The sequence below is a fragment of the Microbacterium sp. GXS0129 genome, assembly GCF_044769785.1.
Taxonomy (GTDB): domain Bacteria; phylum Actinomycetota; class Actinomycetes; order Actinomycetales; family Microbacteriaceae; genus Microbacterium; species Microbacterium nymphoidis.
Genome location: NZ_JBIZVZ010000001.1, coordinates 364,420 through 383,103, shown reverse-complemented (window position 1 = coordinate 383,103; position 18,684 = coordinate 364,420). Strand labels below are relative to the sequence as shown.

Genomic DNA, 18,684 nt, shown 5'->3' with positions numbered 1-18,684 from the left:
CCGCCGAGTACGAGGCGGCCGAAAGTACGCAGAGGCATGCGGCCGACTACGCAGGAGGGCGAGCGCAAGCACCGGAAATCGTCCGTTTGCCACCCCGCCCGTAGCGTAAGCGATCCACATTCACTACTGTCCTGCTCAGATGAACTGCAGCACACTGCAGCAGACTTTCCCGTCGAGTCCCGCTCGAGCCGCGAAGGGCCCCCCGAAGCCCCTCCTGGTCCCCCTCCCCCTTCCCCGTCGATGCCCCCCGAGAATCGACCGATCATGCTCGTTCACGATCATTCCTCTGCTGCACCCGGTCCACGCCGCTCCCCGGTTCCGGCGCAACCGCACCACCCGATCCCGTCCGCGACGACGATGTCGCCCTCCGGCGGCCGCCTCAACGAGCTCGAGACCGCCCTCGCCCTGATGACTGACGGCCGCGATGTCATCTGCGAGGGAGAGGCCGGCATGGGCGCCCACACGATGCGACGCGCCGTGGCCGAGCGCGCCCGGGCCCTCGGCCGGTTCGTTGCCACGGCGGCGACGGTGACAACCTCCCCGGATCTGCCCCGGACGGTCATCGTCGACGACCTGGACCAGCTGTCGGTCTCCGAGGTCGATGCCGTGCGTGCGGCTCGTGCGCAGGGTGCGCGGCTCATCGCGAGCCGCCGCCCTCCGCGTCCGTTCTCCCATCACCAGGGCCGCGAAGCCGAAGATCTCGTGCGCGACGCCGTGGTCATCACCCTGGCTCCGCTCACGCAGGAGCAGAACCAGATGCTGCTGGACGAACTGCGCCGCAGCGGGACGCTCACGCGATCGCTGTGCACGGCGGAGTGCGACTGGATCTGGGTCACGAGCGGTGGTATCCCCTCACTCGCCACGGCGCTGGCACGGGACCTCCAGGAGGCGCCGATCGCCGAGGGTGTGCTCAGCCGGCTCTCCCGGCGCACGGTCATCGCAGCCGCAGACATCATCGCGTCCCTTCCTCTCCCCCTGCAGCGCCTTGCCGCGCAGCTCGTTCCGCTCGTCGGGGTGGACATGGACCGGCTCGCCCGCACCTTCAACCCCACCGAGCTCGGGCTTCTGCTGGAGACCGGCGTGATCTCGGAGCACAGCGGTCTGCTGTGTGTTCCGCCACCGCTGCGGGCGGCGCTGCAGTTGCTCGACGGTGCCGAGGTGCAGCCGCTGACACGGAGCGTGATCGCCGACATCTGCACGTCCGTCCGGATCTCCGCGAAGTGTCTGGAGACGGAGCTCGATCTCGCGGCCAGTGCGCTGGCCGCGGACCCGGTGCTTCGTGCCGCGGTGCCCGAGAGCGCCCATCGCGCGGTGCTGCGCGTGGCGATGTGGCTGGCGCGCCGCCGCGGCGACATCGATGAGGCGGCCGCCCTCGGACGCCGTCTGCTCGCGCTGCTCGGTGATGCGCCGGACGCAGGCGCGCTCATCGTCGCCCAGGGCGTTCCCGATGCGCTGGCCTCATATGCCGCCCACTTCGTCGATGACCCGGATCTCAGCGATGGTCTGACCGGGAGCTGGAACTGGGCGTGGCTGCAGTGTCTGCAGCTGCCGCTCACCGGATCCGTCCCGGGCGCCGAGGACGTGTGCCTGCGGGTGGCCGACGTGCTGGCGGCACCCGAGAGCGCCTACGCCCGGGCGCTCGCGCGTACCGTCCACGCCGCAGCCCTGCTGGATGAGGGCAACCTCGACGAGGCCGCCGCTGAAGCCGCAGAGGTGCTGGCGGACGAGAAGGCCGGGCACATCGCCGCGCTGCGTGCCCATCTCGTGCTTGTGGCCGTCGGCGCCGCCCGGCTGGAGCCGGACCTGGTCGAGGCGCGGTGCCGGCGTCTGGCAGCCGCCGCACACGCCGCGACCGCCCTGCCGGGGCTGGGCGGCGATCTCGCCCGGCGCCAGGCGGTGGACGCGCTGCTGACCGCGACCCTGGCCTGTGCGTCCGTGGGCATCCAGCCGCCGGACGACGTGGACACCGCGATCGAGATGCTCGCGCTTCGCGCTCTTCGGCTCTCCGACGCGGCCGCCGTGGTCCGCACCACGGTCGCCCAGTTCGTCTCCGCGATCACGCGGCGCGACGAGGAGGAGATGTCCGGCCTGCTTCGCCATCTCCGTCAGGAGCGCCACACCGATCTGACGGCGTGGGTGCTGGCGGAGATCGAGGACAACGAGCTGCCCCCGCTCGGAATCGCCAGCGGCCGGTTCGTGCGCTCGGGCATTGCATTGATGTGGATGCAGTCCCGTGCCATGCAGGAGGGCATCGAGGAACTCCGCCTCACACTGCTCAAGCGCGGGGTGGCCGACACCGCTCTGGGCGGGCTGCTGGTCACCTTCCTCGCCTGCGTCGACGGCACTGCCGACGCCGAGCAGGTGCGCATCGCCGCGACCCATGAACTCCGCGAGGGCACCGGGCCGCGCGCGCTGCAGCTCGCCATCGCTGGGCTGTCCGCCACCGATCCCGTGGTGCTGACCACGGCGGCACAGGCGTTCCTGGATCAGGGTGCGCCCGACCTGGCTCAGCGCATGCTCGATGCCCTGGCCCCCCTCGTCGCCGGCGACGTGGCGCGGGAGCGTGAGTTGCGGGCGGTGCAGCGGGCGACTCGCACGTCCCTGCGCGTCCAGGAGGACGCCACCGAACCGCTGACCCTCCGCGAGCGCGAGATCGCGCGGCTCGCAGCCGAGGGTCTGCGTAATCGCGAGATCGCGCGGCGTCTGTTCGTGTCGGTACGCACGGTGGAATCGCACCTGTACCGCGCGATGCGCAAGCTCAACGTGACCCGAGTCGAGCTGCGGCGGCTGGCCGATCGCGGCGATTCCTTGCTCGAGTGAGCCGCCCGCGCACACCGAGCACGGCCCGTCCTGCATCTCCCCTCGCCCCTAGGCTGTTGTCGTGACCGTCCCGCCCGTCCCCGCGCCCGCCACCCGGAGCGCTGAGCGAGGGCGCGCATGGGTGCGGAGCGCGGCCGAGAAGGTCCCCACCACGTGGCTCACCACGGCCGGCGCCGCGATCGTCCTGCTGGCCACGGCGGCCTTCGGCGGGCTGGCGGACGCGCCGGATCCCACCCCGGTGGCCGCCCTGGGCGAGGTCATCGAGACCCCCGGGCTCACGCTCACCCCTATCGACGCGGAGATCCTGCCCCGGAGCGATCCGGATCTGACCCCCGATCGCACGTCCGTGCAGCTGACCTTCGATGTGACCGTCACCGGAGCTCTCCCGCTTCGCACCACGCGGACCAATCTGCCCGAGGTCGTCTCCGCCATCTTCGGGGCCCGCTCACGCGCGGCCGCAGACCTCGACTCGGCCGTCGACGTGCTCGTCCGTCCCGGGGAGAGCGGATCCACCGAGGCCGCGCCGATCGAGGACTCCGACCGTGAGTGGGACAATCCCCTCTTCTCCGCGAGCGCCGTGGCCGCCGAGGTGCACTACGACGGCGCGGTCCGGCCGATGACAACCCTCCAGCCGGGCATCCCGTACCGCGTCGTGGTCCAGTACTCCTTCACCGACGTCTTCACCGTCGGCACCGCCGAGATCGTGGTGTGGAACCGGGAGTTGCGTCCCGGCATGGGCGTGACCGAGAGCCGCGCCGAGAAAATCGCGGTACGAACGACGCCGGCCGCGTGGCTGTCCGTTCCGCTGCACGTGGGCGAGGCACCATGAACGCCGCAGTGCGGTGGGCGCTGGGCGTCGGGCTCGCGGTGATCGCGTGGGCGGTCATCACGATCACCCCTGACCACCGCGAGCACACGGCGGATCCGATCCCGGTGCATGCCGTACTCGGGCAGACCGTCGATGTCAGCGGTATGTCGCTCACCGTGACGGACGTTCATCTGAGCGACGGCGTCATTCCCCCGAACGGACGGGTGATCGCCGGGTGCTGGGTCGTGGTCGACCTCTCCATCCTGTCCCGGGACAGCGACCTGGCCGCCCCACTCGGCGGCGTCGCTCTCACGCTGAACGACACCGTCGTCACGTCATCGGACCTGACCTATGGGCAAGTCCGGCTCGACGGCGCGCAGCTGCGCACCGGACTCGTGGTGAGCGGATCGGTCCTCTTCCAGATACCGCAGGAGGCGCCGCTGGGCGAGGCGACGCTGCTCCTGTCTCGCCGCGACGATCGCGCTCCCGGGGTGTGGTCGGACGATCAGGCGCAGCTCACCATCGATCTCGGCACCCTCCCGCGCGAGTCGGATCTGGCATTCGATGCCCCCACGGTGCGTGCGCCGTGAACGCGGCGGGTTCGCGGGAGTGGTGGCGCCGCAACCGCCGCGCCGCAGGCGCGCTGCTGCTCGGGCTGATCGCGGCCTGCGGCTTGTTCGCCGCGGTCGATGTCCTCCCCCAGGTCCTGGCGGACGACTCGGTGGAGATCCAGACCGCGGACTCCCCGAAGGACCAGCTCACTCTCGGGTCCTCCACCATCGGTCCCGTCACCAGTCAGTTCTTCCCCGATGACGTGGTCGCGTTCTCCGACCCTCCGCCGGGTTCGACGGCCCTGTGGGTGAAGGTCATGTTCGAAGACGCACCCGATCAGTGTGTGCTGCGGTTGACCGAAGTCGGCGGGCAGGGACGGACGTGGGTGGATGCCACGCCCATCCTGAACTGGGATGCGCCCGACGACGGGCCTGCGCTGTGCATCGGACACGGGGGCGAGGAGTTCGGTCTTCTCAACGCCTTCGCGCTACCGCCCGACGCTCCCGGTCCCTTCCTCCTCGAGGTGGTTGTGCGCAACTTCGACGACCAGCTCATCCGCGTCGCGCGTTTCGAGATCGCTCCGACGCTGGCGGAGGGCTGACAGCGCGGTGTCGTAGCCTGCGCTCACCAGGGCGATGCGCACCGGCTCGCACAGAACGGGCGCGATGAACAGGATGGCCGCGCCGAACATGGCCCAGTAGAGCTGATCGTGGCCCCCGAACAGCCGCGGGACCGCGATCTGCAGCCACTCGCTGCCCCAGCGCCACAGCGCGTACGCGAGAACGAAGGTGCCCACGAACACGGGGCCGGCTCGCAGCATCATCACCAGCGCCGACCAGATCGGGGTGACCTTCGAGGTGATGGGTTCGAAGAGGTCGGCGATGCGACGGCGGACAGGCGCTTTCACACGCTCGAGTGCACGACGCGCACGCACGTACGCCTTCAACCGCACCTCCGGCGACTCGGCCTCGATCGCCTGCCCGTAGATCACACCCGCGATCGTGAGCCATGACACCGGCAGCAGCACGACGTCCGCCACCTGCGAGGTGAATGCCCCGATGCCCTCCCACGCGACGGCGACGAAGGAGAGATGCACAGCGAACCAGTCGCCGATGGCCTGCGCCCACACCGCCGCGACGCGGCCGTTCACCCAGCCCATGATCTCGTCGATGAGCACGCCAATCACCACGACCAGCCCGATGACCCACACCGCTTCGACATACACACCCGCCGGAGTCAGCCACCGCGGAACGCGCTGTGCATGACGCTTCCACAGCAGCCGGAGCACGTAGGCGAGCAGCACAGCCGCGAGAGTCAGCGGATTGACGAACGCGATGTCCCCGGATCCGGCGACGATCTGCGTGATGTTGTCGGCGCCCTGTTCGATGAGCACGTCGATGCGTCCCCGCTTGACCTCCTCGGCCACTTGGAGGAAGGCGATCATGTCGGCGTTGAGGAAGCGCGCGGTGGCGTAGAACGCGAAGTACGGGAGCATGCCGGCGAACAGCGCATCCCGAAACGAACGACGCCGCTCGGCCGGATCGGTCGGCTGAGGTGCCACCGAGGTGAGCGTCGGAAGCGCATCGCGCACCACGAGGAACATGCCGACGAAACCCACGAGGTTCGCGATCATGGCCACGGGCATCATCGCGTAGCCCGCGATGGTGTTGTAGCCACCCACCCATCCGGCGAACTGGATCCAGCCGTCGTGCACCACGCGGCCGCCGACGTACCAGGCCATCATCATCGGCCAGTGCTGCCACAGCACCCGTCCGAAGACGCCGGCGAAAGACCTCATACCCGCGAGGCTACCGGTGCCTGATCACGACCAGGTACTGGGTGCCGGCCGCCGGGTCGACGGTAGCCGGGACTCACGCATCCAGTCCTCGATCCACGCGGCGATGTCAGGCAGACCCTCCGGACGCCCGATGGCATCGAACAGCTCCTCGTGGGAGACGGTGCCTCCGGCGCGGCGCACCATGCGGGCGCCCACGATGGCACGGGCGTAGATCTCGCCCGCCACCACGACGCGGTGCTCGAGGAAGATCGCGCGGTCGTCGTGACCGAGCAGCCGCGACTCGATGTCGAAGCGCTGACCGAGCGTCAGCGACTTGCGGAACGTGATCGTCTCCGCCGACACGACGGCGTACCAGCCGTGCTGCTTCATCGCATCCATGAGCCCCGTCCGCACCAGCAGATCCCACCGGCCGAGGTCCATCAGGGAGAGATAGCGGCCGTTGTTCATGTGGCGCAGCAAGTCCAGATCCGTCGGCAGTGTGGTCGCCCGGACCGTGGACACATCACGGGGACCGAGCGCGTTTCCGCGGCGCAGCGACAGCCGGGCACGGAGCATGGTGAGGAGGGTCCGCCAGATGAGGTTCACGATCGGCGATGCTACCCGTCCGCGCTGGGCGCCGGCTCGTCCGAGGCGGCGGATGCATGCGCATGACACCGGATTTCGCCCCGGCGCGGTTGCGGGTTAGAGTCTCGCCATGGCAGCTGAGCTCCACACCGACACCGTTGTCCGTCCGGTTCGCGTAAGCGATGCCGAAACCCTCGGCCGCGTCCACGCCACCTGCTGGCACGAGACCTACGACCACCTGATCAGCGCGGCCACGCTCGAGAACATCTCGACCAAGCGCCTCGCCGAACTCTGGACCGGCTGGGCAGCCCAGGGTCCCGAATTCCGCTGCTTCGTCGCCCTCGACGGCAGCGACATCGTTGGCTTCGCCGGATCCGGCCCGGCCCGCGACGCACAGGCCCCCGCCGAGCGCGAGCTCATCTTCATCTACCTCCTCGCCGCATACCAGGGCACCGGCACCGGCCAGAAACTGTTCGATGCCGTCGTGGAGAAGGACGAGTCGGTCTATCTCTGGGTGGCAGAGGACAACCCCCGCGCGCATCGCTTCTACCAGCGCAACGGGCTCGCCCTCGATGGCGCCTCGCAGGAGGAGCCCTTCCTCGGCGAGACGATCACCGAGGTCCGCTTCGTCCGCTGACGTGCTCCAGGCGTGGGCGCCCGACGGGATCGGTGAGATCACCGCGGGCACGGATCTCGTGGAGACCATTCACGCGGCCGTCGGGGATCAGCTCCGTGACGGCGACATCGTGGTGGTGACGTCGAAGATCGTCTCCAAGGCGGAGAACCGCTTCGTCCGTGCCGATGATCGCGAAGAGGCGATCACGGCGGAGACGGTTCGCGTGGTCGCCTCGCGCACCTCACCCACCGGACACACCACGCGGATCGTGGAGAATCGCCTCGGCATCGTGTCGGCCGCAGCGGGTGTGGACGCCTCCAACACCCCGCACGGGACGGTGCTGCTGCTGCCCGAGGATCCGGACCGTTCGGCTCGGCAGATCGCTGCGGGCCTGCGGGAGCGCACGGGCATGCGGGTGGGTGTCCTCGTGTCTGACACGCTGGGGCGCGCCTGGCGTGAGGGACAGACCGATCATGCCATCGGTGCCGGAGGGGTGCGGGTCTTCGAGGATCTCCGCGGCGGCGTCGACGCCGAGGGCCGTCCGCTGGTGGTCACCATGCCCTGCGTGGCGGATGAGCTCTGCGCAACCGCGGACCTGGTGAAGGGGAAAGCCGGCAGACGCCCCGTGGCCGTCGTACGCGGACGCGCGGATCTCGTCGGCGACCTGGATCTGCCCGGCGCCCGCAGCATCGTGCGCCCCGCGGAACGCGACATGTTCTACCTCGGCTCCGCCGAGGCCTACGCCGCCGGCCTCGCCGCCCGTCCCGGCGCCTGAGCCTTCGCCCCCCGGCTTCCCGCTAGCCCTGTGATCTCACATTCTGCGGATCATCGTCCACACCACCACAGTTTCTGAGACCACCGACGCTACTGCTCTAAAGAAACTGCTCACCGCCCGCGACGCATCAACCGGAGATGAGACCAGCGCGCGGGGTGGGGAGGGGAGATCCGCCTCAGCGCTGGGTGACCGTGCCGAACAGCTTCGCGATGGGCGCGAGCACGATCGTCCGCGATGCCGCCACGGCGCCGGCGATCACCACCATGCCGGCGAAGAAGATCCAGAACCCGTTCCAGTTCACCTCGTCCGTGCCGCCGAACATGTGGTTCAGGTTCCGCAGCGCACCGGTGGCGAACACCAGCACCACGTGGATGATGATGAAGATCACGAAGTAGAGCATCACCGGGAAGTGAAGCGCTCGGGCGATCTCCACCGGGTAGGCCTTGTTGAGGGCCTTCGCGTTCTTCGGCCAGATGCCGCTCATGCGCACCCCGGTGATCGCCGCCAGCGGCGCGGCCACGAACACGGTGAGGAAGTACATGATCTGCTGCAGGCTGTTGTAGTTCACCCAGCCGTGCTCCGTCGGCCAGTCCAGCGACACGTACTGGATCGCGGCGGACAGCGCGTTGGGGAACACCTCCCAGCTGGTCGGCACGATGCGCATCCAGTGTCCGGAGGCGAACAGCAGCACGACGAAGATCAGGCCGTTGAGCAGCCACAGGATGTCCAGCGACTGGTGGAACCAGAGGGTCAGACTGATCTTCTGCTTCGAGTCCTTCGCCCAGCGGGCCCGCCAGAAGGCATCGGGGCGGCGCTCGCGACGAACGCCGAGACCGGAGCGGATGATCAGCACCATCAGGAAGATGTTGAAGAAGTGCTGCCATTGGGCCCAGGCCGGGAAGCCCGGTGTCGCACCCTCGGGCAGGTCGTACTCGCCCGGATACGTGCGAAGGAAGTCGGCGATCGGGTCCAGCGACACGAGGAAGCGCGTGAAGAACACCGCGAAGAAGGCGAGCGCCAGCAGTGCGCCGCCTCCCACGATCACGATTCCCGCCCACTGCAGACGCGTGAACGCCCCGATGCGACGGGGTTCGGGCTGTGCCGGGTGCACGAATGCATATCGACCCGGACGCACGGTACGCGGGAACGGCAGCGGCGGACGGATCTCCGCCACGGCGGCGCCCGTAGCGGAGGGCGACGATGCGGCGGGGGCGGCAGGCGACACTGCAGCAGGCGACGATGCGGCGGGATCGGCGGGCGACGATGCGGTGGTGGCGGGAGCCTCAGACGCAACGGGCGCGGCGATGCCGGCATCCGGCATCGCCGGGGCCGTCGCAATCGGGACCGATGCGGGAGCCGGGGCCACGACCACACCGGCCGGCGGCCAGGGCTCGCCGTCCGGCACACGCGGCATTCCGCGACGCAGCTCCTGCCCGCTGAAGGCGGAGGCAACGGACGATGTACCGGCGGACGCGGCGTGCGCGGGTGCGGCAGCAACCGGCGCGGCAGGAGTCGCCGGAGTCGCGGGAGTCGCCGGAGTCGCCGATGCGGCGGCATCCGCGGCAACCCGACGCTGCGACGGTGCGACAGCGGTAGCGACCTCCGGCCACGGCGCAGCACCCGGGGTGCGGGGCAGTCCGCGACGAACCGCGATGACCGGTGCCTGTGCTTGCGCCGGTCCCTCGTCGCGGATGCTCGCGGAATCACTGTGCGCGGCGGCACCCGCGGGTGCTCCCGCCAAGCCGGAGCCCGCCTCCGCGCTTCCCGCAGACTCACTCGCGGCGCGAACAGACGAGGTGGCGGCAGCAGCGGCGACCGTCTCCGCGCTTCCCGCAGATCCGCTCGCCGCACGAGCAGACGAGGCTGCGGCAGCAGCAGCGACAGCGGCAACCGCGTCGGCGAGCGGCCAGGGCTCGCCCGCGGGCGTGCGCGGGAGCCCCTGCCGCAGCCGTGCGGGGACCAGGGGTCGCGTCCCGACGTCACCGTCGATGGCACCGGACTCCGAGGGACCCACCGGTGCGGTGGGCATTCCGGGAAGCTCCGGGGAGACGGCACCGGTCGCGTCCGACGAGATGGACGTCACCGCAGATGACGAATCCGCGATAGCGGACGTCGAGGGTGCAGGCGACGACTCCGCGGCGGTGGATACGGAGGCGGCCGCAGCAGAAGACGAGGGGGCGGCAGCGCGTGTCGAGGAAGCGACAGCCGAAGACGAATCTGCAGTGTCGGACGTCGAGGTGGCGGGCGACGAGGTCGCCGCAGCGGGGGTGGTCGCACCGCCGCCACTCCCGGTTGCGCCGTCCACGACAGCGACACCATCCGCGCCGGCGCCCGGCGCGAGAGCGGCATCGAGGATCCCGTCCGCGACCGTCGTCTGCGCGGGCCAGGCATCGCCACCCGCTCGCCGCGGGAGTCCGCGGCGTACCGTCGTGCCGTACGTCGCCATGCGTCCTACTTCCGTGCTTCGAGAGCCTCGATCAGCTGCGGGACCACCGTGAAGAGGTCGCCGACCACGCCGAAGTCCGCGATGTCGAAGATCGGAGCGTCGGCGTCCTTGTTGATCGCGACGATGGTCTTGGCCGTCTGCATGCCGGCACGGTGCTGGATCGCACCCGAGATGCCGAGAGCGACATACAGCTGCGGAGAGACCGAGACGCCGGTCTGTCCCACCTGGTGCGCATAGGGGATGTAGCCGGCGTCGACGGCCGCGCGCGAGGCACCGACCGCGGCGCCGAGGGCATCGGCGAGACGGTCGACCAGGGCGAAGTTCTCCTCCGAGCCCAGTCCGCGACCGCCCGAGACGACACGCGCCGCTCCGCGGAGATCGGGACGCGACGACGTGGCGGTCTCCTCCTCGAAGGCCGTGATCGTCCCCGCGGGGCGACCGGAGGGAACGACCTCGAGCTTCTCGGCGGAAAGCGGCTGGGCCGCCAGGCGCGCATCGACAGAACCGGCGCGCAGCGTGACGACGAGGGGTCCAAACGTCGCCGCGGAGACCGCGTTGAACGCACCGCCGTACACAGAGTGATCGGCGACAACGCCTTCCTCGTCACGACGCACGCCCACCGCGTCGGCGGCGAGCACGGCGCCAGTGCGGATGGCGAAGCGAGCGGCGAGGTCGCGGCCGTCCGCGGAGTTGTTGACCAGCACCGCGTCCGGACGCACCAGCGCGGCCGCAGCCACCAGGGCGTCGGCTGCGGGAACGCCGAGTGCACTCGTGTCGGCGAGCTCGGCGATCAGCACGCGCGTGGCGCCGGCTTCCGCGGCGGCCGCGGCAGCGGCGTCCCCGGTCCCGGGTGCGGCGATCACCAGGGCCACCGGGGTGCCTGCCTGGGCCGCTGCACCGAGGAGGCCGGGGGCGGCCGGCCCCAGATCACCGGCGGGCGTGGTCTCGATGACGACGAGGATGGAATCTGCAGCGAAGTCGGTCATGATCCTGCCCCTCACACCAAACGGTTCTGAACGAGGAACTCGGCGAGCTTCGTGCCCGCGTCGCCCTCATCGACGATCTTGATGCCCGCCTCGCGGGCGGGCTTCTCCGCCACCGACACCATGATCGAGCGGGCCTGAGACGCCGGGTCGACGGTGATTCCGAGATCGGCGAGCGAGAGCGTTTCGAACGGCTTCTTCTTGGCGGCCATGATGCCCTTGAAGTTGGGCATGCGTGCGTCGGGAAGCGCTTCGGTGATGGAGATGACCGCCGGCAGTGGCGCGGTCACCTGCTGCACGCCGCCGTCGACACCGCGGGTTCCGGAAACGGTTCCCCCTTCGATGTTCACGGAGGCCAGTCCGGTGAGCGTGGGAACCTCGAGCAGTTCCCCGACCATCACGGGGACCATGCCACCCGTGCCGTCAGTGGACAGGTTGCCGGCGATCACGAGGTCGAACCCGGCGCGACGGATGGCGGCCGCGAGCACCTCGGCCGTGAGCGTGAGGTCTGCGCCGACCAGCTCGTCATCGACCACGTGGACCGCGTCGGTCGCTCCCATCTGCAGACCCTTACGCACCGTGGCGGCAGCGCTCTCGGGCCCCATCGACAGCACCGTGACGGTGGTGTCCGCGGCGGAGTCAGCGTGCCTCAGGGCCACCTCGACGGCGCGTTCGCCGATCTCGTCGAGAACCACATCGCCCGCGCCACGATCGGCGAGGCCCGTCTGCAGGCTCAGCTTGCGATCCCCGTACGTGTCGGGCACTTCCTTCACCAGGACGATGATCTTCATCGACGCTCCTCCCGTTCTCCGTCGAGTCTATGTCGAATAGCCGGTATGTACCCATTCGGGCGGGTGAATTCCCCGGGGGCATTCCGGCGCGGACGCAATGTATACATACGCCCGACTCCGGGTGGCGATGCCCCGAGCGCCATATACAGACGGGTAGCGTGGAACGGCAGGAGGGACCATGGCCAACAACCGACCGCTCGCGGTGGATCCGATCGCCGAGGCGAAGCGCCAGTGGCTCGCGCACGGTTGGACGGATGCCGCTGCAGGAATGACCGCAGTGACCAGCCTGATGCGCGCGCAGCAGCTCATGCTCGCACGCGTGGAGGCAGCGCTGAAGCCGTTCGACCTGTCGTTCGCGCGGTACGAGATGCTCCGGCTTCTGGCATTCACGCGCGAGGGCCGGATGCCGATGGCCAGCGCCACCGCGCGTCTGCAGGTGCACCCCACGAGTGTCACGAACACGGTCGACCGCCTGGCCAAGGCCGGCCTCCTCCGTCGCCTGCCACACCCGATCGACGGCCGCGCCGCCGTGCTCGAACTCACCGATCCCGGACGCGACCTGGTGGATGAGGCCACCGTCGCACTCAACGCGGTGTTCGAGAACATCGGGCTGGACGACGCCGACGTCACGGAGCTCGTGAGCATCGTCGCGCGCCTGCGCAAATCGGCGGGCGACTTCCGCGATCCCGCCCCGGTTCCCGATCCGCTCTGATCCGCCTCCCCGACTCGTCACCCTCCGCCCGGGCTCTGTCACCGTCCCCCTCCGTCTCAGTCTCAGGAAAAGGTGACCTGCCGCCGACCGGCGGTTACCGGTTCTCGAAGCGCGGGGCGCGCTTCTCGCGGAAGGCGGCCATGCCCTCCTTCTGATCCGCGGTGTCGAACAGCGCTGTGAACTGCGCGGTCTCGAACGCGAGCCCCTGGCTGAGCGGTGTCTCCTGCACGGCACGCAGGGCCTGCTTCGCGGCGATCACCGACGGCAGCGACTTCGAGGCGATGGTCTCGCCGATCTGCTGCGCCACATCCGCCAGCTCGGCGGCGGGGACCACGCGCGAAACCAGACCTGCACGTTCGGCTTCGGAAGCATCCATGTTGCGCCCGGTGAGCACGAGGTCCGCTGCCTTGTATGCGCCGATCGCACGGGTGAGCCGCTGGGTCCCGCCCATGCCGGGGATCACCCCCAGATTGATCTCCGGCTGACCGAAGACGGCGGTGTCAGCGGCCAGGATGATGTCGCACATCATCGCCAGTTCGCATCCGCCCCCGAAGGCGAACCCGTTCACGGCAGCGATCACGGGCTTGCGCACCGCGGTGAGCCGGGACCACTCACCGAAGAAGCGACCCAGGCGCATGTCCAGTCCGCTGCGGTCCTCCATCTCCTTGATGTCGGCACCGGCGGCGAACGCACGACCGGCACCGGTGATGACGATGGCGCCGATCTCCGGATCCGCATCGAACTCCTCCGCGACGATGACCACCTCGTGCATCAGCTGCGTGTTCAGGGCGTTCAGCGCCTGCGGGCGGTTGAGGGTGATCCATCCGACGCTGCCACGGGTGTCGGCGATGATGGTCTCGAAGTCGGTCATGGCTGCCTCTCGTCTACTCGCGCGAGCGTGTCACTCGGCGCGCTGCGCCGCGGCGCTGGCGGATCGGATGGTCTCGATGATGCCCGAGAAGTCGCGTGCCGCGCCAGGGCCCTCGGCGTACCGGGCGTAGATCTCCTCCGCGTGCAGCCCCAGGGCGGCGCCGACGCCGGTCTCCTCGATCGCGTGGCGTGCGAGCCCGAGATCCTTCGCCATCAACGTCCCTGCGAAGCCGGGCTGGTAGTCGCGGTTCGCGGGGCTGGTGGGAACGGGTCCGGGCACCGGGCAGTTCGTCGTCAGCGCCCAGCACTGACCGGACGCGTGAGACGCCACCTCGAACAGCGCATCGTGCGTGAGTCCGAGCTGCTCACCCAGGACGAAGGCCTCGGCCACCGCGATCTGCGTGATGCCGAGGATCATGTTGTTGCAGACCTTCGCCGCCTGCCCGAGCCCCGGCCCGCCGCAGTGGACGATGCGCGCGCCCATCGCCTCCAGCAGCGGGTGCGCGGCCGCGAAGTCCTCGTCGCTGCCACCCACCATGAAGGTGAGCGTGCCGTTCTCCGCGCCGACCACCCCACCGGACACCGGAGCATCGACGTTGCGCTGCCCCGCCGCGAGCGCGAGGTCGTGCGCCTCGCGCGCCTCGCTCACCGCGATGGTGGAGCACTCGATGAACAGCGAGCCCGCCGGCGCCGCTGCCAGCAGCCCGTCGTCACCCGAGAACGCGTCGATCACATGGCGTCCGCTCGGGAACATCGTGATGACCACCTCCGCGCCGCGCGCAGCGTCGGCACCCGATGCCGCCACCGTGATTCCGGCTGCCCGCGCCGCGTCGACCGCCGCCGGAACCACGTCGAACCCGACGAGCTCGTGTCCTGCCGCGACGAGGTTCTTCGCCATCGGCAGGCCCATGTGCCCGAGTCCCAGAAAAGCGATGCGCGTCATCGCCGGCCTCCCATCACCTCTCGGCCGACGATCACCCGCATGATCTCGTTGGTCCCCTCGAGGATCTGATGCACACGCAGGTCGCGCACGACCTTCTCGATTCCGTAGTCCTGCAGATAGCCGTAGCCGCCATGCAGCTGGAGCGCCTCGTTGGCGATGCGGAAGCCCGCATCGGTGGCGAATCGCTTGGCCATGGCGCAGCGCATGGCCACGTCCTCGGCCTCGTCGTCGATGGCGCGCGCCGCATCCTGCACCATCAGGCGCGCGGCGCGCAGCTCGGTCGCCATGTCCGCCACCGCGAACTGCACCGTGGGCTGGTCCGCGAGCGCCGCGCCGAACGTGAACCGCTCGTGCACGTACTGCACGGCGCGATCCAGCGCCCAGCGGGCGCCGCCGAGCGAGCAGGAGGCGATGTTCACGCGGCCACCGTTGAGGGCCTTCATCGCGATCCGGAAGCCGCCACCCTCCTCCCCCAGCAGGTTCTCGGCGGGAACGCGCACGGCGTCCAGCACCACCTGGCGGGTGGGCTGCGCCTTCCAGCCCATCTTCTTCTCGTTCGCGCCGAAGCTCAGCCCGGGGGCGTCCGCCGGCACGATGAAGGCGGAGATGCCACGGGACCCGAGGTCGCCCGTCCGCGCCATCACGATGTAGACGCCGGCGGCGCCGGCGCCGGAGATGAACTGCTTCACCCCGGTGAGCACCCAGTGATCGCCGTCGCGCACCGCACCGGTCGCGATGGCTGCGGCGTCGGATCCCGCGCCCGGCTCGGTGAGGCAGTACGCCCCGAAGATCTCCATGCCCGTCAGCCGTGGCAGCCACTGCTGACGCTGCTCCTCGGTCCCGTAGGAGTCGATCATCCAGCCGACCATGTTGTGGATGGAGATGTACGCGGCGATGGTGGGGTCGGCGTAGGCGAGCTCCTCGAAGATCGCGGCCGCGTCCTCGCGGGAGAACCCGGCACCTCCGACGTCGTCGCCGATGTAGATCCCGCCGAGGCCCAGCTCTCCGCCGCGGTGCAGCGACTCGACGGGGAACTCGCCCGTGGAGTCCCGTTCCAGGGCGAACGGCGCGAGCTCGTGCTGGGCGTACTCGCGCACGGCATCGATGATCGCGGCGCGGTCTTCGGCGGTCGTCGTGGTGGTGGTGACGGTGCTCATCGGCAGGCCTCTCAACTCATGGTCGGGATGACGAAGCTGGCTCCCTCGCGGATGCCCGAGGGCCAGCGGCTGGTGACGGTCTTGGTCTTCGTGTAGAAGCGGAAGGAGTCCGGGCCGTGCTGGTTCAGGTCGCCGAACATCGACTTCTTCCAGCCACCGAACGTGTGGTACGCGATGGGCACCGGGATCGGGACGTTCACGCCGACCATGCCCACCTGCACCCGCGACGTGAAGTCGCGAGCGGTGTCGCCATCGCGCGTGAAGATCGAGACCCCGTTTCCGTACTCGTGATCGGAGGCCATCGCCAGCGCCGTCTCGTAGTCGTCGGCGCGAGCGATGATCAGCACGGGGCCGAAGACCTCCTCGCGGTAGATGGTCATGTCGGTGTTCACGCGGTCGAAGAGCGTGGGGCCGAGGTAGAAGCCGCTCTCGTATCCGGGCACCACGAGACCACGGCCATCCAGCAGGAGCTCCGCCCCCTCCTCGACCGCCTGCGCGATGTACCCGCTCACCCGGGCGACGGCATCCGCCGTGATCAGCGGCCCGTAGTCCATGCCCGGCTCCAGCGCGGGGCCGACGGTGAGTGCGCGGGCACGCTCGGTGAGCTTGACGGCGAGCGCGTCCGCGGTCTCCTGCCCGACCGGCACGGCGACCGAGATCGCCATGCAACGCTCCCCCGCCGATCCGTATCCGGCACCGATGAGGGCGTCCGCCACCTGGTCCAGGTCGGCGTCCGGCATCACGATCATGTGGTTCTTGGCGCCGCCGAAGCACTGCGAGCGCTTGCCCTGGTCGGCGGCGGTGGTGTGGATGTAGTGGGCGATGGGAGTGGACCCCACGAAGCCGACCGCCTGGATGCGGTCGTCGAACAGCAGCGCGTCGACCGCCTCCTTGTCGCCGTTGACCACGCTGAACACGCCATCGGGAAGACCCGCCTCCGTGAACAGCTCCGCCAGTCGCAGCGGAACGGACGGGTCGCGCTCGCTGGGCTTGAGCACGAAGGCGTTGCCGCAGGCGAGGGCGGGCCCGGCCTGCCACAGCGGGATCATCGCGGGGAAGTTGAACGGGGTGATGCCGGCGACCACCCCCAGGGGCTGACGCATCGAGTAGACGTCGATACCCCGCCCGGCGCCCGAGGTGTACTCGCCCTTCAGCAGGTGCGGCGCTCCGACGGCGAACTCCACGACCTCCACACCGCGCTGGATGTCGCCCTTCGCGTCATCGAGCGTCTTGCCGTGCTCGCTGGAGAGGAGCCGGGCGAGGTCGTCCCGGTCGCGTTCCACGAGGGCCAGGAATCGGGTGAGCACGCGGGCGCGGGCCTGGGGGTTCATCTCGCCCCAGATGCGCTGGCCGGCGACGGCGGCGTCGATCGCGGCGCGCACCTCGTCGCCGCTGGCGAGCGGCACCCGCGCCTGGACCTCGCCGGTGGAGGGATCGAACACGTCGCCGAACCGTCCCGATCGGCCCGCGGTGAGCTTTCCGCCCACGAAGTGCGACAGTTCCCTGACCATGATGACCACCACTTCCGGCGCCACCCTTGGCACCATGATCAGAATACCTGGATGTCCAAGTAAATCAATGGGCGTCCAACCGTTTCAAAGCGCGCACTTGGCTCCTATCCACCGCGGATAGGAGCCAAGTGCGCGCTATGAAGGGTTAAAGCCGCTCGATGATCGTGGCGTTGGCCATCCCGCCGCCCTCACACATGGTCTGCAGACCGTAGCGTCCGCCGGTGTGTTCGAGGTGCTCGACGAGCGTGCTGAGCAGGCGAGTCCCGCTCGAGCCCAGCGCGTGGCCCAGGGCGATGGCCCCGCCCCACGGGTTGAGCTTCGCCGGGTCGGCCCCCACAGCCTCCGCCCACGCGAGCGGGACGGAAGCGAAGGCCTCATTGACCTCGTACGCATCGATGTCGTCGATCCCCAGTCCGCAGCGCTCGAGGATGCGACGCGTGGCGGGGATCGGCCCGGTCAGCATCATCAGCGGGTCATCGCCCACCACGCTGAACGCGTGGAAACGTGCCCGGGGACGCAGTCCGAGTTCCTCTGCGCGCTGCGCGCTCATGATGAGCGCCGCGGAGGCGCCGTCGGTGAGCGGCGAGGAGTTGCCCGCCGTGATGTTCCAGCCGATCTCGGGGAAGCGGGCGGCCAGCGACTCCGTGTGGAAGGCGGGGCTGAGGTTCGCGAGACCCTCGGACGTGGTCCCCGCACGGATGGTCTCATCGCGGGAGACGGTCCCGGCATCGGTGTGCACCGGCAGCAGATCGGCGTCGAACAGACCGGCGTCCGCCGCGGCTGCCGCCCGCTCGTGCGACCGTGCGGCGTAGGCGTCGAGGTCACCACGCCCGAGGCCCCACTTCGCGGCGATCAGCTCGGCCGACACACCCTGGTTCACCAGGCCCTCCGGGTAGCGCTCCTGGATCAGGGCCGCCTCTCCGCCCACGCCGGCCAGCGAGGATCCGAGCGGCACACGGCTCATCGACTCGACGCCGCCGGCGATCACGATGTCATAGGCCCCCGCGATCACCCCCTGAGCGGCGAAGTGCACCGCCTGCTGGCTCGATCCACACTGCCGGTCGATGGTGGCCGCCGGGACCGTCTCATCGAAGCCCGCAGCGAGCACAGACCGGCGGGCGATGTTGTAGGCCTGCTCCCCGACCTGGCTGACGCAGCCCAGCAGAACGTCGTCCACCTGCCGCGATTCCAGCCCGTTGCGTGTCAGCACCGTCTGCAGCACGGGTGCCATGAGGTCCACCGGGTGGATTCCGCTGAGCGCGCCGCCGGGCTTTCCGCGTCCGACCGGGGTGCGCACCACATCGACGATGACCGCTTCGTTCATGATCTCCCTCTCCT

The 18,684-nt window shown here is 69.7% G+C and carries 17 protein-coding genes; 7 read left to right on the top strand and 10 right to left on the bottom strand.

The window, feature by feature from the left end:
• Positions 1 to 264 precede the first annotated feature (264 nt).
• The 4 genes from ACIQJ5_RS01720 (at position 265) to ACIQJ5_RS01705 (ending at position 4,781) form a co-directional block, all read left to right on the top strand.
• A complete protein-coding gene (locus ACIQJ5_RS01720) occupies positions 265 to 2,820 on the top strand; it encodes a LuxR C-terminal-related transcriptional regulator (protein WP_402840247.1) in 2,556 nt (851 codons plus the stop codon).
• A 61-nt stretch (positions 2,821 to 2,881) separates the two neighbouring features.
• Positions 2,882 to 3,649 carry a hypothetical protein gene (locus ACIQJ5_RS01715; protein WP_402840244.1) on the top strand — a complete coding sequence of 256 codons (768 nt, stop codon included), beginning with the start codon at positions 2,882 to 2,884 and terminating at the stop codon, positions 3,647 to 3,649.
• Entirely contained in the window at positions 3,646 to 4,218 is a 573-nt protein-coding gene (locus ACIQJ5_RS01710; protein ID WP_402840241.1) for a hypothetical protein, read from the top strand. Before ACIQJ5_RS01715 ends, ACIQJ5_RS01710 begins: the two co-directional genes overlap by 4 nt.
• The gene (locus tag ACIQJ5_RS01705; protein ID WP_402840239.1) at positions 4,215 to 4,781 is read left to right on the top strand and encodes a hypothetical protein; all 567 of its coding nucleotides are present in this window, start codon (positions 4,215 to 4,217) and stop codon (positions 4,779 to 4,781) included. Before ACIQJ5_RS01710 ends, ACIQJ5_RS01705 begins: the two co-directional genes overlap by 4 nt.
• Here ACIQJ5_RS01705 and ACIQJ5_RS01700 read toward each other — a convergent pair.
• Together ACIQJ5_RS01700 and ACIQJ5_RS01695 are read right to left on the bottom strand one after the other, a co-directional pair.
• Positions 4,668 to 5,978, bottom strand: coding sequence for a hypothetical protein (locus ACIQJ5_RS01700; RefSeq protein ID WP_402840236.1), 1,311 nt, complete (start codon positions 5,976 to 5,978; stop codon positions 4,668 to 4,670). The two genes, ACIQJ5_RS01705 and ACIQJ5_RS01700, sit on opposite strands and share 114 nt — an antisense overlap.
• A 24-nt stretch (positions 5,979 to 6,002) precedes the next feature.
• The gene (locus ACIQJ5_RS01695; protein WP_231090753.1) at positions 6,003 to 6,563 is read right to left on the bottom strand and encodes a thioesterase family protein; all 561 of its coding nucleotides are present in this window, start codon (positions 6,561 to 6,563) and stop codon (positions 6,003 to 6,005) included.
• A gap of 109 nt (positions 6,564 to 6,672) precedes the next feature.
• Between ACIQJ5_RS01695 and ACIQJ5_RS01690 the strand changes: the two genes are divergently transcribed.
• Positions 6,673 to 7,179, top strand: coding sequence for a GNAT family N-acetyltransferase (locus ACIQJ5_RS01690; protein ID WP_231090754.1), 507 nt, complete (start codon positions 6,673 to 6,675; stop codon positions 7,177 to 7,179).
• Position 7,180: 1 nt separating this feature from the next.
• Positions 7,181 to 7,933: a coenzyme F420-0:L-glutamate ligase gene (cofE, locus tag ACIQJ5_RS01685; protein WP_231090755.1), complete on the top strand. Its 753-nt coding sequence runs from the start codon at positions 7,181 to 7,183 to the stop codon at positions 7,931 to 7,933.
• 175 nt (positions 7,934 to 8,108) lie between these two features.
• On the opposite strand, the gene ACIQJ5_RS01680 is transcribed toward cofE, so the two are convergent.
• From ACIQJ5_RS01680 to ACIQJ5_RS01670, 3 genes are read right to left on the bottom strand one after another with little or no spacing between them, the layout of a single operon-like run.
• On the bottom strand, positions 8,109 to 10,379 hold the full coding sequence (locus ACIQJ5_RS01680; RefSeq protein ID WP_402840232.1) for a cytochrome b/b6 domain-containing protein: 2,271 nt from the start codon (positions 10,377 to 10,379) through the stop codon (positions 8,109 to 8,111).
• A gap of 5 nt (positions 10,380 to 10,384) precedes the next feature.
• The gene (locus ACIQJ5_RS01675; protein ID WP_402840229.1) at positions 10,385 to 11,365 is read right to left on the bottom strand and encodes an electron transfer flavoprotein subunit alpha/FixB family protein; all 981 of its coding nucleotides are present in this window, start codon (positions 11,363 to 11,365) and stop codon (positions 10,385 to 10,387) included.
• Positions 11,366 to 11,376: 11 nt separating this feature from the next.
• A complete protein-coding gene (locus tag ACIQJ5_RS01670; RefSeq protein ID WP_231090758.1) occupies positions 11,377 to 12,153 on the bottom strand; it encodes an electron transfer flavoprotein subunit beta/FixA family protein in 777 nt (258 codons plus the stop codon).
• A 178-nt stretch (positions 12,154 to 12,331) separates the two neighbouring features.
• On the opposite strand from ACIQJ5_RS01670, the gene ACIQJ5_RS01665 reads away from it, so the two are divergent.
• Positions 12,332 to 12,865 carry a MarR family winged helix-turn-helix transcriptional regulator gene (locus tag ACIQJ5_RS01665; protein ID WP_231090759.1) on the top strand — a complete coding sequence of 178 codons (534 nt, stop codon included), beginning with the start codon at positions 12,332 to 12,334 and terminating at the stop codon, positions 12,863 to 12,865.
• Between the two features lie 94 nt (positions 12,866 to 12,959).
• On the opposite strand, the gene ACIQJ5_RS01660 is transcribed toward ACIQJ5_RS01665, so the two are convergent.
• The 5 genes from ACIQJ5_RS01660 to ACIQJ5_RS01640 all read right to left on the bottom strand — a co-directional run bounded on the left by ACIQJ5_RS01660 (position 12,960) and on the right by ACIQJ5_RS01640 (position 18,670).
• Positions 12,960 to 13,736, bottom strand: coding sequence for an enoyl-CoA hydratase-related protein (locus ACIQJ5_RS01660; protein WP_231090760.1), 777 nt, complete (start codon positions 13,734 to 13,736; stop codon positions 12,960 to 12,962).
• Between the two features lie 30 nt (positions 13,737 to 13,766).
• Complete coding sequence (gene mmsB, locus ACIQJ5_RS01655; RefSeq protein WP_402840223.1) at positions 13,767 to 14,678, bottom strand: 3-hydroxyisobutyrate dehydrogenase; 912 nt, start codon at positions 14,676 to 14,678, stop codon at positions 13,767 to 13,769.
• Entirely contained in the window at positions 14,675 to 15,835 is a 1,161-nt protein-coding gene (locus ACIQJ5_RS01650; RefSeq protein ID WP_402840220.1) for an acyl-CoA dehydrogenase family protein, read from the bottom strand. Before ACIQJ5_RS01650 ends, mmsB begins: the two co-directional genes overlap by 4 nt.
• An 11-nt stretch (positions 15,836 to 15,846) precedes the next feature.
• A complete protein-coding gene (locus ACIQJ5_RS01645; RefSeq protein WP_402842006.1) occupies positions 15,847 to 17,346 on the bottom strand; it encodes a CoA-acylating methylmalonate-semialdehyde dehydrogenase in 1,500 nt (499 codons plus the stop codon).
• 145 nt (positions 17,347 to 17,491) lie between these two features.
• Positions 17,492 to 18,670, bottom strand: a complete 1,179-nt coding sequence (locus tag ACIQJ5_RS01640; RefSeq protein ID WP_402840217.1) for a thiolase family protein — start codon at positions 18,668 to 18,670, stop codon at positions 17,492 to 17,494.
• Positions 18,671 to 18,684: the final 14 nt, after the last annotated feature.